The 15250-nt window shown below is 71.2% G+C and carries 15 protein-coding genes and 1 pseudogene; 11 read left to right on the top strand and 5 right to left on the bottom strand.

The window, feature by feature from the left end; translation table 11 throughout:
- Nucleotide 1: 1 nt before the first annotated feature.
- The gene (gene nuoN, locus IEY73_RS16950) at nucleotides 2–1534 is read left to right on the top strand and encodes an NADH-quinone oxidoreductase subunit NuoN (RefSeq protein ID WP_189080178.1); all 1533 of its coding nucleotides are present in this window, start codon (nucleotides 2–4) and stop codon (nucleotides 1532–1534) included.
- 431 nt (nucleotides 1535–1965) lie between these two features.
- The gene (locus IEY73_RS16945) at nucleotides 1966–2961 is read left to right on the top strand and encodes a polyprenyl synthetase family protein (protein WP_373292809.1); all 996 of its coding nucleotides are present in this window, start codon (nucleotides 1966–1968) and stop codon (nucleotides 2959–2961) included.
- Here the strand turns inward: IEY73_RS16945 and IEY73_RS16940 are convergent.
- Nucleotides 2958–4148, bottom strand: a complete 1191-nt coding sequence (locus IEY73_RS16940; RefSeq protein WP_189080265.1) for an MFS transporter — start codon at nucleotides 4146–4148, stop codon at nucleotides 2958–2960. The two genes, IEY73_RS16945 and IEY73_RS16940, sit on opposite strands and share 4 nt — an antisense overlap.
- 163 nt (nucleotides 4149–4311) lie before the next feature.
- Here IEY73_RS16940 and IEY73_RS16935 point away from each other — a divergent pair, with 163 nt between their 5' ends.
- The 3 genes from IEY73_RS16935 (at nucleotide 4312) to IEY73_RS16925 (ending at nucleotide 6266) form a co-directional block, all read left to right on the top strand.
- A complete protein-coding gene (locus IEY73_RS16935) occupies nucleotides 4312–5109 on the top strand; it encodes an IclR family transcriptional regulator (RefSeq protein WP_189080176.1) in 798 nt (265 codons plus the stop codon).
- A gap of 69 nt (nucleotides 5110–5178) precedes the next feature.
- Entirely contained in the window at nucleotides 5179–5559 is a 381-nt protein-coding gene (locus IEY73_RS16930; protein ID WP_189080175.1) for a sigma-70 family RNA polymerase sigma factor, read from the top strand.
- Nucleotides 5556–6266 carry an anti-sigma factor family protein gene (locus tag IEY73_RS16925; RefSeq protein ID WP_189080174.1) on the top strand — a complete coding sequence of 237 codons (711 nt, stop codon included), beginning with the start codon at nucleotides 5556–5558 and terminating at the stop codon, nucleotides 6264–6266. Before IEY73_RS16930 ends, IEY73_RS16925 begins: the two co-directional genes overlap by 4 nt.
- Here the strand turns inward: IEY73_RS16925 and rarD are convergent.
- The 3 genes from rarD to IEY73_RS16910 form a co-directional block, all read right to left on the bottom strand.
- The gene (gene rarD / locus IEY73_RS16920) at nucleotides 6251–7186 is read right to left on the bottom strand and encodes an EamA family transporter RarD (RefSeq protein WP_189080173.1); all 936 of its coding nucleotides are present in this window, start codon (nucleotides 7184–7186) and stop codon (nucleotides 6251–6253) included. The genes IEY73_RS16925 and rarD overlap by 16 nt on opposite strands.
- A 119-nt stretch (nucleotides 7187–7305) precedes the next feature.
- A complete protein-coding gene (locus tag IEY73_RS16915; RefSeq protein WP_189080172.1) occupies nucleotides 7306–7686 on the bottom strand; it encodes a phage holin family protein in 381 nt (126 codons plus the stop codon).
- A gap of 85 nt (nucleotides 7687–7771) precedes the next feature.
- Nucleotides 7772–9691 carry a type VII secretion protein EccE gene (locus IEY73_RS16910; protein ID WP_229715895.1) on the bottom strand — a complete coding sequence of 640 codons (1920 nt, stop codon included), beginning with the start codon at nucleotides 9689–9691 and terminating at the stop codon, nucleotides 7772–7774.
- Between the two features lie 459 nt (nucleotides 9692–10150).
- Here IEY73_RS16910 and IEY73_RS16905 point away from each other — a divergent pair, with 459 nt between their 5' ends.
- The 6 genes and pseudogenes from IEY73_RS16905 to IEY73_RS16880 all read left to right on the top strand — a co-directional run bounded on the left by IEY73_RS16905 (nucleotide 10151) and on the right by IEY73_RS16880 (nucleotide 14216).
- Nucleotides 10151–10480, top strand: coding sequence for a WXG100 family type VII secretion target (locus IEY73_RS16905; protein WP_306661496.1), 330 nt, complete (start codon nucleotides 10151–10153; stop codon nucleotides 10478–10480).
- Between the two features lie 22 nt (nucleotides 10481–10502).
- On the top strand, nucleotides 10503–10796 hold the full coding sequence (locus IEY73_RS16900) for a WXG100 family type VII secretion target (RefSeq protein WP_189080171.1): 294 nt from the start codon (nucleotides 10503–10505) through the stop codon (nucleotides 10794–10796).
- Nucleotides 10797–11133: 337 nt separating this feature from the next.
- Nucleotides 11134–11391: pseudogene (locus IEY73_RS34555) on the top strand (SseB family protein); the annotation flags it as partial.
- 284 nt (nucleotides 11392–11675) lie between these two features.
- The gene (locus IEY73_RS34395) at nucleotides 11676–13049 is read left to right on the top strand and encodes a pentapeptide repeat-containing protein (protein WP_373292807.1); all 1374 of its coding nucleotides are present in this window, start codon (nucleotides 11676–11678) and stop codon (nucleotides 13047–13049) included.
- Nucleotides 12940–13851: an SseB family protein gene (locus tag IEY73_RS34390; protein WP_373292806.1), complete on the top strand. Its 912-nt coding sequence runs from the start codon at nucleotides 12940–12942 to the stop codon at nucleotides 13849–13851. Before IEY73_RS34395 ends, IEY73_RS34390 begins: the two co-directional genes overlap by 110 nt.
- A gap of 2 nt (nucleotides 13852–13853) precedes the next feature.
- Nucleotides 13854–14216, top strand: a complete 363-nt coding sequence (locus tag IEY73_RS16880; RefSeq protein WP_189080170.1) for a UCP033725 family protein — start codon at nucleotides 13854–13856, stop codon at nucleotides 14214–14216.
- Here the strand turns inward: IEY73_RS16880 and IEY73_RS16875 are convergent, their stop codons facing one another.
- Nucleotides 14217–15137, bottom strand: coding sequence for an alpha/beta fold hydrolase (locus IEY73_RS16875; RefSeq protein ID WP_189080169.1), 921 nt, complete (start codon nucleotides 15135–15137; stop codon nucleotides 14217–14219).
- Between the last annotated feature and the right edge of the window lie 113 nt (nucleotides 15138–15250).

Below are 15250 nucleotides of genomic sequence, written 5' to 3'. Positions count from 1 at the left end.
CATGGAGAACCTGAAACTTCCCGGGATCGACTACGCGGCGCTGTCGCCGATGCTGATCCTCTTCGGGGTTGCCTGCGTCGGCGTGCTGCTGGAGGCCGTGATGCCGCGCCGGTTGCGGCACCCGGTGCAGCTCACCTTGGCGTTGCTCGCCACGGTCGGCGCGCTGATCGCGGTCATCGTCGGCCACGACAAGCGCATCGTGACCATCGGCGGTGCGATCGCGGTCGACGGTCCGACCCTGTTCCTGCAGGGCGCAATCCTGGTGCTCGGCCTGGTGTCGCTGCTGCTGATCGGCGAGCGTTCGGTGGAGCGGGGCGGCGCGTTCGTCTCCCAGGCCGCGCTCACCGTGGGATCCCAGAAGGACCTGCGGCAGGCCGAAGGACAGCCCGGCAGCACCGAGGTCTACCCGCTGACCGTGTTCGCCCTGGGCGGCATGCTGGTCTTCGTCGCCGCGAACGACTTGCTGACGATGTTCGTGGCGCTGGAAGTCTTCTCGCTGCCGCTCTACCTGCTGTGCGCGCTGGCCCGTCGCCGGCGGCTGCTCAGTCAGGAGGCCGCGGTGAAATACTTCCTGCTCGGGTCGTACGCGTCCGCCTTCTTCCTGTTCGGCATCGCGCTCATCTACGGCTATGCCGGCGGTGTGCAGCTCGGACAGGTGCACGACGCGGTCACCTCGCCGCAGCGCAGCCAGGTGTTGCTGTTCGGCGGCCTCGCACTGGTCGCCATGGGACTGCTGTTCAAGGCCGCGCTGGCGCCGTTCCACGTGTGGACGCCGGACGTCTACCAGGGCGCGCCCACCCCGGTCACGGCGCTGATGGCGGCGTGCACCAAGGTGGCCGCATTCGGTGCCCTGCTGCGCGTGCTCTACGTCGCCTTCGACGGCGTGCGCTGGGACTTCCAGCCGGTGTTGGGCACGATCGCGGTGCTCACCATGCTCGTCGGCGCGGTGCTGGCGGTGACCCAGACGGACATGAAGCGGCTGCTGGCCTACTCCTCCATCGCCAACGCGGGATATCTGCTGGTCGGCGTGCTCGCGCTGAACAAGTCGGGCCTGTCCAGCACGATGTTCTACCTGGTCGCGTACGGCTTCTCGGTGCTTGCCGCGTTCGGCATCGTGACCCTGGTGCGCGACGCGGACGGCGAGGCCACGCACCTGTCCCGGTGGGCGGGCCTGGGGCGGCGGAGCCCGCTGTTCGCCGGTGTCTTCACGTTCATCCTGCTGGCGTTCGCGGGCATCCCGTTGACCAGCGGCTTCACGAGCAAGTTCGCGGTCTTCGGCGCGGCGGTGGAGGGTAGCCAGACGTGGCTGGTCATCTTCGGCGTGATCACGAGCATGCTGATCGCCTTCCCGTACCTGCGGGTGGTCGTGATGATGTGGCTGTCCGAGCCGGGCGAGACCACCCCGACCGTGTCGGTGCCCGGCGTCATGACGTCGGCGGCGTTGGCGATCGGCGTGCTGGCGACGCTGGCGCTGGGTGTCGTCCCGGGTCCGCTGCTGACCTTGACCACAGACGCGGCCCAGTTCGTGCGGTAGCCCCCCACGCCCGCCCGCCGTCCCGGCCCCGTCCCACCCCCGCCGTCCCGTCCCGTCCCGTCCCACCCGCCCGCCGTCCCGTCCCGTCCCGGCCCCGCGATCTTGAAGATCGCGGGGCCGGTTCGTACCGACAGAACCGACTTGTCCGACCAGCAACTACAAGATCGACGCGGCGGCGGGGCGCGGCGGCGGGGGGCACGGGGGAGGGCCCGGGGCGGGGGCACGGGGGCGGGGACGCGGGGGAGGGGGAGGGGGTGTGCCGCTGCGTAGCGGGGGGCGGGGGGTGGTGACGGTGTGTTACCGGTGTGGTGTCGCGGGCTGCGTGGGGAAGCCGTTCGTGCTGGGTAAAGATCTTGATCTTTCAACCCCCTGGGCCGGAAGTGTCACCCGGGTATGGCATCGTGAATGTGGTGAGCACCAGTGACCTGCCGCTGACGTCGCTCGGCGTGGACGTCGACCCCGCTGTCGACGCGTCCGTGTCGGCGACGCTGGCCGCCGTGGAGGAGGCGCTGCGCGACAACGTCGCCAGCGCGGACCCGCTGGTGGCCGAGGCTGCCGTGCATCTGGTCACGGCCGGTGGCAAGAGGTTTCGGCCGCTGCTCGTGGCCTTGGGCGCCCAGTTCGGTGATCCACAGTCGCCGCACATCGTTCCGGCCGCGAACGTGGTCGAGCTGACCCACCTGGCGACGCTCTACCACGACGACGTGATGGACGAGGCAATGGTGCGTCGGGGTGCGCCCAGCGCGAACGCCCGCTGGGGCAACTCGGTGGCGATCCTGGTCGGCGACTACCTGTTCGCGCGGGCCGCGGACATCGCCGCCTCGCTCGGCCCGGAGGCGGTGGCGCTGCAGGCCCGCACATTCTCTCGGCTGGTGCACGGGCAGATCGCCGAGACGGTCGGCCCTCGCAACCGCGACCCGATCGCGCATCACCTGCACGTGATCACGGAGAAGACGGCATCACTGATCTCCACCTCGGCCCGGTTCGGGGGCTTGTTCTCCGGAGCGGATGCCGACCATGTGGCGGCGTTGGCCGGCTACGGGGAGACGATCGGCATCGCCTTTCAGCTCTCCGACGACCTGCTGGACATCACGTCGGACTCGATGCAGTCGGGCAAGACACCGGGCACCGACCTGCGCGAGGGCGTGCCGACCCTGCCGGTGCTCTATGCGCTGGCGGATGCCGACGACGCGGACGCGTCGGCGGGACGGTTGCGCGAGATCCTGCGCGGCGGGGCGATCACCGAGGACGCGTTGCACGCGGAGGCGCTGGGTCTGCTGCGGGAGTCCGCCGCGATGAAACGGGCCCGGGAAACCGTGCGCTCCTATGCGGAGGAGGCGCGCGCCCAGTTGGGGTCGCTGCCGGACTCGGAGCCGCGTCGCGCCTTGGAGAGCCTCTGCGACGTCATCGCGGATCGCACAGGCTAGGCGGTCAAGTCTGCCGCCGCGTGCCGGCGCAGCGCCGCGCTGCCCGCCAGCATGCAGCCCGCTGCCAGCAGCATGGCGCCCGCCGCCGTCCACCACATCGTCGGATAGCCGACGAGCGAGGCGACCGTGCCGAGCCCGAGCGGCCCGATGCACCCTCCCGCGTACACGCCGGTCTGGGTGATCGATGTGGCCGCGGCCGGCGCTTGGGGATGCAGCCGGACCACCGCGAAGTTCATCAGGCCGGGCCAACTCCATCCCAGGCCGAACCCGAGCACCACGCCCCCGATCAGCGGGAGCGCACCGGGCAGCGCGAGCAGCGCCAGGCCAGCCGACCCGCAGGCGAGCAGCACCGCGATGACGCCGACCTGTTTGCCGGGTCGCAGGTCGGCCTGCCACCCGCCGACCACGCGCGCCGCCACGCACACGCCGCCGCCGAGGGTGAGGGCGAGTCCGGCGGGGCCGGGCGCGATGCCGCGTGCGACGGCGGAGTCCACGAGGAACGTGCCGAGGGCATTGGCCGCCGCGGCGGCGAGGGCGGCGCCGACGCCGACCACGATGAGCGCGCGGGTCGCCTGTCCTTGCGCCGTTCCGGCCGCACGCCCGGACCGCCGGGGTTCCGGCGGCACCGCGGCGACCGCCGAGAGCGCCAGGATCGCGCCGACCGCGAACGCCCACCGCCAGCCCGCGGTCAGGGCGATCATCGGCACGGCGGCACCGGCGAGAAGCGTGCAGACCGGGATCGCCGCCTGCTTGACCCCGAATGACAGACCCTGGCGACGTGGCGGGACGTGCCGGGACAGGCTGCTGTTGCTGGCCAGTTGCCCGGCGGCGTTGGCCATCGCGCCGCAGGCGAGCAGGGCGATCAGGCTCCACAGTGAACGCGCGGCGACAGCGATGCCGAGCAGGGTCAGCGTGGAGAGCACGATGCCGAGGCGAGCGATGGTGCTCGCGCTGAAGCGTTCCACCAGCGCACCGGCGGGTATCGAGGCGATGGCACTGACGCCGAAGTAGGCCGACACCGCCAGGCCGAGCCCGGCGGGCGAGAACCCGAGTTCGTCGGCGATCTGCACGGCCAGCCCGCCGACGAGGAACACCGGCAGCGAAGCGGCGATCGTGGTGGTCAGTGCGGCCCCGGCCGCGCGCAGCGGGCGATGTTCGTCGGCGCTGGTCGGCGGGGTGCCGTCCATGATCGGGTTCACCTGTCGGAGACTATGCCGACCCGGGAACGATCTGGACGCTCAGTGGCATTGACCACACGAGCCGTAATATTGACCATGATCGAAGTGTATTTGGCATTCCGTCAGGGGAAGATTCTTCATATGGTGTAAGTCCCCGGCGTCGGAGGTGGCTGTGCGCGACCCCCTGGCGGAGCCGTCAGACCTGATCCGGAGCGTGTCACGCGCCCTGCGCGTGCTCGAATCGGTCGGGCGGGCCCCGCGCGGACTGACCGTGAAGCAGATCGCGCGACGATGCGAGCTGACCGTCGCGACGACTTATCACCTTGTTCGGACCTTGGCGTACGAAGGCTATGTGATCCGTCGCGAGGATGGCACCTACATCGTGGGGCTGGAGATCGCCGACCGGTACCGCGAGCTGGTCTCCGCCTTCCGTGGGCCGCCGGCCGTGGGTGAGGCGTTACGTCGTGCCGCGATCGACACCGGCTACAGCCACTACCTGGGTCGATTCGTCGGCGGCCGGATCGCGGTCACCGCGTCGGCCGAGGGCTCGCGATCGCCCTTCGCGGACGACCTCGCGCCCGGCTACGACGAGGCCGGGCACGCCACCGCCCTGGGTAAGGCGCTGCTTGCCACGCTCACGCCCGACCAACGCGCCCGATACCTGCGCGACTACGGGATGCGGCCCTTCACGCCCGCGACGCTGACCAGCCCGGAGGCGCTGGAGGCCGATCTGGCGGCCGGCGAGCGGCGCGGCATGCAGATCGAGATGGGGCAGTTCCGCCAAGGTCTGGCGGCTGCCGCCGTGACCGTGGTGGCCGACCGCGACATGGAGCGCCGGCTCGTGCTCTCGTGCGCGCTGCCCGCTGCCGAGATGCTCACCTCGGCCCGGGTGGTGCGAGCCAAGCTGACCGCAGCCGCCCGCACCGTCGCCGAAGCGCTCTCCGCTGGTGGAGACGCGGCAACCGCATGACGCGTTGAACCCGGCGCCGTCGCCGCACGTAACAACAACTGCGGGGACGCGCGAGGGAGGTCAGCCGGGTTGGAACAGGACGTGGAGCTGCTCCGCGCGTTGCAGGAGGAGCATGGGGAAGCTCTGCTCGCGCAAGCCGCGCGCAATCTGGCGATCGACGCATGGCGCCGCCGCTCGGTGCGTCTGGGTGAGGTGACCAACGTGATTCCCGAACCGTCTCCGAGTGCGGACGAGGCAGACCGGGCGATGGAGGCGTGGACCGTGGCGGAGGCGCTGCGGCGGCTGTCGCCGACGCACCGCGAAGTCCTCGTGGAGTGCTTCTATCGGGGGCGCTCGGTGGCGGAGGCGGCCGCCGTGCTGGGCGTGCCGGCCGGGACCGTCACCTCCCGCGCCCATTACGCCCTGCGCTCGCTGCGCATGGTTCTGGACGAGATGGGGATGACGGGATGAGGTGCGAGCATGAGCACGACGACGGCGCGTACGTCCTGGGCGCCCTCGCGCCGGCCGAGCGTGCCGCGTACGAGCGCCACCTCGCCACCTGCTCGTTCTGCCGCGAGGCGGTGGCTGACATCGCGGTCCTGCCCGGCCTGCTGGGTCGGCTGGACACGGCCGACTTCGCCATGCTGATGGACCCGATGATGTCTCCGCCGCCTTCGCCCCCGCCGCCGGTCCGAGTACCGGACGTGCGGTCCGCGGCGACACCGGACCGCCGCCGGAATCGCCATGCGACGCGCGTACGTGTCCTGACCACCGCCGTCGCGGCAGCGGTCGTGGCGCTCATCGTCGGTGTCGGGGTGGCCTTCCTGTTGGGCGGTGACCCGCCGACGGCTCCGCCGGGTGGGCAGACCGTGGCGATGGTGCCGGTGGACAACGCCGTGCCGGTGTCCGCGCAGATCAATCTCGACGGGGCCAACGGCGGAACACGAGTCGACCTGACCTGCTATTACCGCCGCAGCGGCCCCGGTCTGAAGCCCTACACGGTCAAGCTGATCGCCTATGGGGCGGACGACGAGGAGGAGCAGCTCGGCTCTTGGGTGGCCGCGCCCGGTAAGCAATTCCGGATGTCGGGGGTGACCCACTTCACCTTCGGCAGCCTCGCCCGGCTGGAGTTGGTCCGCACCGACGGCCAGGCACTGCTCGGCTACGACGTGCCCTGACCGGTGCTGGTCAGCGCGGCGGCCGTGACGGCGCCGGCCCGTTTCGCGCGTCGGGCCGCGCGGATGCCGTCGACGGTGAACATCACCAGGGCTGCCCACACCAGCCCGAATCCGGCCAGCCGGGCGGCCGGCATGGGCTCATGGAAGAGCAGCACGCCGAGCGCCAGTTGGAGAATCGGCGCGATGTACTGCAACATGCCGAGGGCGACCAGGGGCACGCGGTTGGCGCTGGCCGCGAACAGCATCAGCGGCACCGCGGTGGCCACGCCGGACAAGATCATGAGCACCGTGTGGCCGGCCGAGACATGACCGAATGTCGCCCGGTCGCCCGTGGTCAGCCAGCCGAGATAGAGCAGGGCGGGCACGGTCAGTGCGGTCGACTCCACGAAGAGGCTCTCCGCGGGCGGTAGCCCCAGTCGCTTCTTGACCAAGCTGTACGAGCCGAAGCTCGCGGCCAGCGTCAGTGCGATGTACGGCAGGTGTCCGTAGTCGAGGGTCAGGACGGCGACGGCGGTCGCGCCGAGCCCCACGGCCACCCACTGCCACCGGCGTAGCCGCTCACCTTGCACGGTGACCCCGAAGACCACCACGACCAGCGGGGTGATGAAGTAGCCGAGCGCCGTCTCCACCACCCGGGAGGAGTTCACCCCGGTGATGTAGGTGAACCAGTTGACCCCGATCAGCAGCGCGGCGAGCAGGCTGCCGCCGAGCAGTCGCGGTGAGCGCGCCAGGCGGGCGAGGAAACGCCAGTTGCGCAGCGCGGAGAGCAACAGGCTGACGAATACCGCGGACCACAGCACGCGGTGGGCGAGGATCTCCAGCGGCGTGGCCGGCTGCAGCAGCTTGAAGTAGATCGGGAAGAAGCCCCACATCGCGTACGCGGCCAGTCCGAAGAAGAAGCCACGGCGTTCCTCGCTCATCCCGCCACGGTAAGGTCTGTAAGCGCTTACGTTCCTTGCATATGTGCTAGGTCACGTCGCCTTCGCCCGCCGGGTCGCGCGGTCGGCCGGCACCGTCGGGGCGAACGCGCATCGCGTGCTCAGTCGTCACCGTCCGGGACGAGCATGTTGAGCACCCAACTGACAACGCCCACGATGAGCGCGCCCAGCACCGCCGCGGGCCAGAACCCGTCCACGTGGAATGGCAGGCTGAACTGCCCGGCGATCCAACTGGTCAGCAGGAACAGCAGCCCGTTGACGACCAGGGCGACGAGGCCCAGCGTCAACACGTACAGCCCGCAGCCGATGGTCTTGATGAGGGGTCGCAGGACCGCGTTGATGACGCCGAAGATCACCGCGACCGCCAGCAGCGTGCCGATCTGCTGGGGCACCGAATCGGTGGTCAACTTGATGCCGTCGAGCAGCATGGTCGAGATCCAGAGCGCCACCGCGGTGATCACCAGGCGGATGATGATTCCCATGGGACCGCATGGTGTCATGGTCACGCCAGTGTGGCGCGCAACACTCCGTGACTCATGCGCGAGCACTATGCGTAGGCCGGTGGCGTCAGCCGCGGCCGGGTGGGCCCACCAGTTGGCTCTCGATGGGAGTGTGCGCCAGCACAGCCCAGCGCACGGCCCGCCGGTTGACCAGGCCGACCATGTCCGGCCGGATGCGGGTGAGCCACTGTGCGGCCTCGCCGAGCCCCACCGCGACGCCGACCAGGTGGGCCTCCTCCGCCAGTAGCGGCTGCAGGATCAACAGATCCGCACGGGACGCCACATCCACGTCCGCGGCGGCGAATTCGTCTCGCACGACCACGGTGGCCTGCCAGCCAGCCCCGGGGCGATGGTCCGCTCCGACCGGTCCCACGTCCACCAGCGTCAGCAAGGGTGCCAGGGCGGTGCCCGGCGCGATCCTGGGGAAGCGGCCCGGTGGCACCACGGCGATCGACTGGCCGGGCGTCGACGAGCCGCGCACGAAGGATTCCCACGCCTGCGGACGCGCCGTCTGCACGACCACGCGCGCGCCGACCGCCATGGCACGCAGGGCGATCAACTGCGCGGCCCGGACGCCGCCGACCAACAGCGCGGCGGTGGGTCCCGGCCGGAACAGGCGGGTGACCACGGGCTCACCGTGCCGGTTGCGGCCGATCATCAGCCCGGCCGGCTCGACGGGCAGTTCCACGCCGTCCACCACGGCGTGCGACGGGCCGGATGCGGACGGGCGGCCGGGGACGTCGACGAAGGCGCCGCCGCCGAGTGGCAACGTCGCCACCAGCCCGTCGAGGTGCTCGCCGTCCAGCCGGTGCGCACCCGCGTCCTCCTGTGCCAGGAGCTGACGCAGGCCGTCCTCAGCCGTTGCCGGGCCGGGCGCGGCGGATGTGGCGAGCCGAATGGTCATGTCCGCGCGGGCGGTCCGGCCGTCGGCCGGGTGCGGCCCCACCGTGACCGAGATGGTCGTCGCGGATGCGGGCAGGCCGAGCATCCGGCCGATCAGGCGGTGCGATGTCTCGACCGCCGGATCGGGCCAGCGATGCAGGCGGAACGTCGTCTGCGTCAGGCCCCCGATGCGCAGCCCGTGCCAGTGCTCCTCGACCGCGCTCACGCCATCGTGGTGGGTCAGTTCGGTGACGGCCCGCAGGATCGCGGCCTCGCCCAGCGGGCGAACGGGCAGGTCACCGAGTCTCCGGCGGATCCGCCGGACCGCTCCGGCGAGACCGTGCCGGAGCTCGTCCGCCGACCACCCCTCGGCGCTGAGCACCTGCACCGCGATCCATGCCCGACCGTGCGCGAGCAGCCGCCCATCGGTCAGTTGCCGGTACGAATTCGCGGGTGTGCTGTTGCCGCCGTGGACCGCCGGACCGGGGGCGCCGGTGAGCACCAATTGGATCCGGCACGGCGGATGGTCGCCGGTGCCGGTGCCGGTGCCGGTGCCGGTGCCGGTGCCGGTGCCGGTGCCGGTGCCGGTGCCGGGCAGCAGCGTGCGCAGAGCGGGCAGCACGGGACGGCCCTCGGCCAGCAGGCCGGACGGATCGCCGACCTCCAGCACCGCGATCAGGCCCGCGTCGTCCACCAGGATCGCGGCCTGGTCACCGGCCAGCTCGACGGGCTCGATGCGGGCCCGCGGGAGCACGAAGCCGAGCATGCCGACGGCACTCGTCACCTCGCCCGGTGAGGTGCGGCGCCGGGCGAAGGAGAGTGCGATGGCGAGCCACTGAAACGCCCATCTGCCGCGGAACCGCAGCCAGGTCACGACCATCACGGCCAGCGCCACAAGGGACGCCGCAGCCAGCGCAAGCGGACCGCGGAGCGCGCTGGCGACCGTGCCGGCAACGGCAAGCTGTGTGGCGATCAGTTGCGCGGCGAGCCGACGTGACGCGCCGTCCCCGCCTGGCCTGCGCTGCCGTGCGGGCGTTTCCTCGGACGAGGGGATGGGAGAGAGGGGCACCGCAGTGTGCGACCCGGGTGTCACCTCGGTCGTCATCGGGCCCCCTTCGTTGCGGCGCCTCATCGTAGGACGGCCAGGCCATGTTTCGTAGGCCGGCCAGAGGCTGCGAGACACGGCCTAAGGACGCGCTAAGGACGCGCCACCGGCCCCGGGGCGGACGGTTGTCCACAGTTTGCAAAAGCGGGACTACCGCCGCCGTGTCACCACCGCTACGGTCGGCTGCGAATCGACGACGGTGCTGCTCCTGATGGCGGTGTGCGGCTGCTCTCGCTGTCATCGGGCCACCGGTGAGCGCGTTCGGGTCGGTCCGTGGGTGTGCGTCGGGTGAATCGGAGTGGACGCTTCGCGACATCCGTCGGATTGCGTCTGTTTTGGACGCACCCGCGGGGTTGCCCGAGGCGCTAGCCTAAGTGCTCAACGTCGATGCGTAGTCGTCATCGCGCGGTCATCTGCCTGCGCGGCGGCGAGATCGACCAAATCCCATAGGAAAGCGGGGTGACGACCGGGATGGCCCAGACTCAGGCCGAATCCGCGGTGATGGCGAGTACCGCCGCGAAGTTCGAGAACGTCAACAGCTCCCTGACGACCATGTTGAACAATCTCATGGCGCAGCTATCGACCCTCCAGGGCGCATGGAAGGGACTCGGCGCGACCGAGTTCGAGCGTGTGAAGACCCAGTACGCGAAGGATCTGAGCGATCTCAACCGCGCGCTGGCCGAGACCGCCGAGTCGATTCGGGCTTCGGGCGTCGGCTACGACGCTTCCGACAGCGCGTCGGCCTCGCGGGTCACCAAGTCCGGCGGCAGCTACAGCCTGCCCCTCTGATGGCGGCACGGAAGGGGATCTGATGGACAACGGGCTTCTGCTCGTCAACTTCGGCGCGCTTCAGCAAGCGGGCGCCGACATCCAGAAGGCGCTGAACGAGCTGCAGTCACAGCTCACCCAGCTAGAGCAGGACGCTGGGCCGCTGGTCGCCACGTGGGAGGGCGAGGCGATGTCGGCGTATCAGCAGCGTCAGGCCAGGTGGCGGGCAGCCTCCAACGACCTGTCCGAAATCCTGCGCAACATCAAGATTGCGGTCGATGAGTCCGCGGCTGACTACCTGGACACCGAGCGCAAGGCGACGAGTCGCTTCCAGTGAACCCCCTGTCCGGGGTTCGGTGAGCGACATGAGACGGCCGGAGGCGTCCCGCCAGGCGGCTCCGGCTGTTTGGTGCGCGGCCGGGCGGCCTGGGTAACCCCCTCTTTTGTCGGCACTCACGGTGACTGGGTGACTTCGGAGAGGCGTCATGGCGGGTCTGGAGTCGCTCCCCGGGGCCTCTGGGACCGGGTAAGGCGCACGAGATGATTGTTCGTCTGCCGCCGCCCATTGTGATCGCGGCCTGACCTTGTAGGTTGTACGCGTTGAAGGCTCGTTCGCACGGTTGGGAGAGGTGGACGTGACCGAGTGGGAGCCGGCTACGGACGCCGAGGTCGCGATGCGCGATGCGCTGCGCACAGACGACCAGGAGTCCTACTTCCGCATCCTGTCCGGCATCGATCTCCTCTTACCCGTCTCACCCGACGCGCTGGCCGGGCTGGCGCCGTTGGGATGGGGGACCTGGAGTACCGGCGGGCGCACCCACGTGCTCGCCTTCACGTCGCCGGCCGCACTGCAAGCATGCCTCGCCGACTACACCGGTTCGGCCCGCCGGGTGGCCTATGCCGAGCTCGCTGACACCTGGCCGAACCTCGAATGGTGGCTCGCCGTCAATCCCGGCCTGCCGATCGAGGGCTATCTGCCGGCCTGGTTCGTGGCTCAACTCGCCCGCGGGGACCTGCGCCTGCCCACCCGGGGGCCGGGGCGTGACAGCGCGGCCAACGCACAGCGGCCACAGGATCTGCAGGCCGCGGCAATGGCCGCCAACGCGGCGGCGCAAGGGTACGGATCATCCCGTCCCGGAGGCCCGGTGCCGCCGCAGGAATCGTCGGAATCCGCGCCCGCGACCGATCTTCCCGACCAGCCGGATACTGCGGGTGGTTGGCCGGGCACCGCCCGTCCCGTGCCGGAGGCGGCCACGGCCGTCTTTCCGCAGGTGACGGATGCCGGCTCGGGTGCGTCTCCGGCCACCACGGCACCGCCGTTCCCGACGTCGGCGTCCCCCGCTGCCTCGGGGCCGGTGTCTCCGGTCTCGGCCCAGCCCGGCCGGATCGGGCCGGGTGGCCTTCCGGTTCGCTCGCCGGGGGAGATTCTGCCGAGTGGGCTGCCGTCCCGCGTGCCGCGCGCCCCGGAGGATCCGGCGGCACCGAGGTCGGCTCCGCCCGCCTTCCCGGCGCCGCAGTCGAGCGCGGGGCCGCAGACGACAGCGCCGCAGTCGAACCCGCCGGCCTTCCCCTCGCCGCAGTCGGCTCCGCCGGGCACGTCCGGATTCGGCAGTCCGACCTCCGGTGCACCGACCTCCGGGATGCCGACTTCTGGGATGCCGAGTTCCGGGATGCCGACTTCGGGGATGCCGAGTTCGGGGGTTCCCGCTTCTGGGACGCCGGTGCCCGGGGACACGGGCCTGGAGCAGGACCGTCCAGTCTCCGCGAGTCCGGCGTCCAGTCCGGTGGCCCAGTCGAGTCCGGCGGCCCAGTTCGGCTCCGGCCCGTCCAGTCCGGCCGCCGCGACCCCGCAAAGCGGTCCGCCGTCCGGGCAACCACACGGCCGCGAGGGGCAAGCACAGGGCCGCGGGACGGGTCTCCCGACCCGCCAGCCGATGGCGCAGACGCCGCCGCTTCCGGACCATCTGACCCCGCCGGGCGAGCGGTCCGGCGACGAAGCGGGTGCGGGGCGCGCCGAGCCCGCCTTCGCGACTGCCGGGGACAACGGCGACGCGGCCCCCGCGGTGGCCGCCGGCACACCGACTCGCGACGCGTCGGAGCCCACCGGGCCGGGCGGCGCGCTGCCACGCCGTCAGGTGACCCCGATGACCGAGCGTCCGGCCTCGATGGCCGCCGCCGCGCAAGCGATCGCAGCCGGCCGCGGCGCCGCCGCGGAGGAGATGGCGGCACGTTCCACCGCACCGTCGGTCGGCCGGCCCGAGCCGTACGCGTCGCCCGAGGCGTACGCACCGTCCGGACCCCCAGGGGCGCGCCCGCCCGTGGTGCCCGGCGCCGGGGGAGAACAGCACGCAACGGCCTCGTTCGCGCCGTCCTCCACGGTGCGGCCCGAGGTTCCGACCTCCGCCCAGCCGGGTGGACCCGGGCAGCTTCCGCCGGAAACGGACGACTTCGCTCCGGCCAACACCTGCGAGCGGGACCTGTTGCACGCCGCCGGGGTCGGCGACACCGACGCGTTCCTGTCCACGCTGCTGCTGGCGACCGTGCTGGTGCCGGTGGCGGACGAGTCCCGGCCGGGCAGCACACCCGGTGAGCCCGGTTTCGCGTTCCGCACCGAGCCGATCGACGGCGAGCGTTTCCTGGTCGTGTTCACCAGCCGCGACCGGGTGTCCGAGCACTTCGCCGAGCCGACGCGCACCGCAGCCGTGCGCTTCCTCGAACTGATCCGCAACTGGCCGGACGAGGCGTGGTCGTTCGCGGTCAACCCGAGCACGCCGATCGGCGCCAAATACCCGGGGGCGCAAGTCATCGCGCTGGCGAACTGGGCGGCGGAAGCCGGCCTGGGCGTCGATGGTGAGGAGCGGCCGACGGAGAGCCCGGCGGCGCCACCGCAGCGGGCCACCGATGCCGCGCAGCACGCCACGGTGATGCAGAAGGCGGTGCCGCCGCACCAGGTGGACTATTACCTGGAGCGAGCATATGACCGGGTGGCCGGCTTCGTGCACCGGGCCAGCGAGGTCGAACACCTGAGAACGCCGGCGGAACTGTACGCCGCGCTCGGGCTGGCGCAGGAGGGGACGTCCTTCCCGCCGGATGCCAAGGAGGCGTTCGTGCTGCGCTGGCCGGCGTACCGACCCAGCCTCTACCGCATCCCCTACGGCGGCCAGAGCGAGGAGGCGCTGCGGGCGATGGACGGATGGGTCATCGAGCGCCCGCCCTTCCGTGGCAACGGGTTCGCCCCCGGTGAAGGTCGTGACGTGATCGCCGAGTTCAAAGTGGACAGTGTGCGGCTGCCGCACGGAGCCCAACTGTGGCGGATGGACGCGGACGGAAACGAAACGATGATCGCCGTGTTCGACGGTGACATGCCGCTGTGGCGCAGGGTCGGTGAGTAGCAATGCGTGACGGCTATGTGGTCACCTGGCGTGGTCACGAATACGAAGCAACCCCGGACGGCGACGGCGTGCGCATCTATGCGACGGAGCCCGGCGACGGGTTCACCGAGGTGCGCCCGGGACGGTACGTCCGGGTGGTGCCGTTCGGCGAGTACGACAACATGGCGTACGTGCGTACCACCTGCACCTGGCGCGGGCAGCCGTTCATCGTGCTGGCCGAGGCCGATTCCTGGCTACGCGTCGAATACACCGGAGGCCGGGCACCGATCGCGCGCCAACTCGGCCTGGAGGAGTTCGACTTCGGCGTCTACCAGGGATGGGCGCCGGCGCACGAGGTGGCCGACCTTTACCAGCATGGTGTCTGATCAGGTCTTTATCCAGCGCAGGATTTCGCCGGTCACGAGCTCCGTCGCCTCCTGCGGCAGGAAGTGTCCCGCGTCCGGGATCAGTCGCCACTCGTACGGCGCGACGACGTAACGGCCCGAGCCCTGTGCGGTGCGCGGGAGGGTCGCCGTGTCCTGCGCGCCGTGCAGTTGCAGCGTCGGGGTGATCAGCGGGCGCTGCATCAGCTTGACGAACCGGTAACCCTGCAAACGCAGCGCGCTGCGGAAAACCCAGCGATACGCTTCCAGCGCGCAGAACGCCGCCTGCGGGATCTGCATCGCGTCGCGGCACCGGCGCGCGTAGTCGGCGAAGTCCGGCGACTCGACCCACGGATGGCCGCCCCACCGCTCCAGCAACTCCCCGACGGCCTCGGCGTCCCGGCGGGTCAGCACATGCTCGTACCGGGGAACCTGAAAGCGCAGCAGCGGCGCGGACGCGGCCACCTGCCCGCGCGGATCGGCGAACAACGCGGCCCGCAGGCGCAGCGGATGCGCGGCGCCGAGCACCACGAGGCGGCTGACCATCTTCGGGTGGAAGGCCGCCGCAGCCCAGCCGATCATGCCGCCCGCGCCGGCGCCGACGATCATCGCGGACCGCTCGCCGAGCGCCCGGATCAGCCCGGTCACGTCCGCGGCCATGGTGTATCCGTCGTAGCCACGCGGCGGCTTGTCGCTGGCGCCGTAACCGCGCAGGTCGATCGCGACGGCCCGGAACCCGGCATCGGCGACGCGCGGGATGATGTCGTGCCACGCCCACCAGAACTCCGGGAATCCGTGCAGGAACAGCACCAGCGGGCCGGTGCCCGCCTCGACGACGTGGAATCGGCTGCCGTTGGCGCCGACGAAGCGATGGGTCCAGGGACCCTTGGTCAGGACGCACGACTCGTCCACCTGGCCACTCATGCCGGAAAGGCTACGCGCCGGGCGCATCCCGCTCCGGGCGTACCGCCCGGATTCTGCCCGCACCCCGAGGTTGCCTGCGGGCCGGACGGTCGCGGCGGAGGCGCGGGAGGAAA

This window comes from Mangrovihabitans endophyticus (genome assembly GCF_014646155.1).
GTDB lineage: Bacteria > Actinomycetota > Actinomycetes > Mycobacteriales > Micromonosporaceae > Actinoplanes > Actinoplanes endophyticus.
Note: the sequence above shows the minus strand (reverse complement) of the source record. Positions and strands in the feature narration are given on the sequence as shown.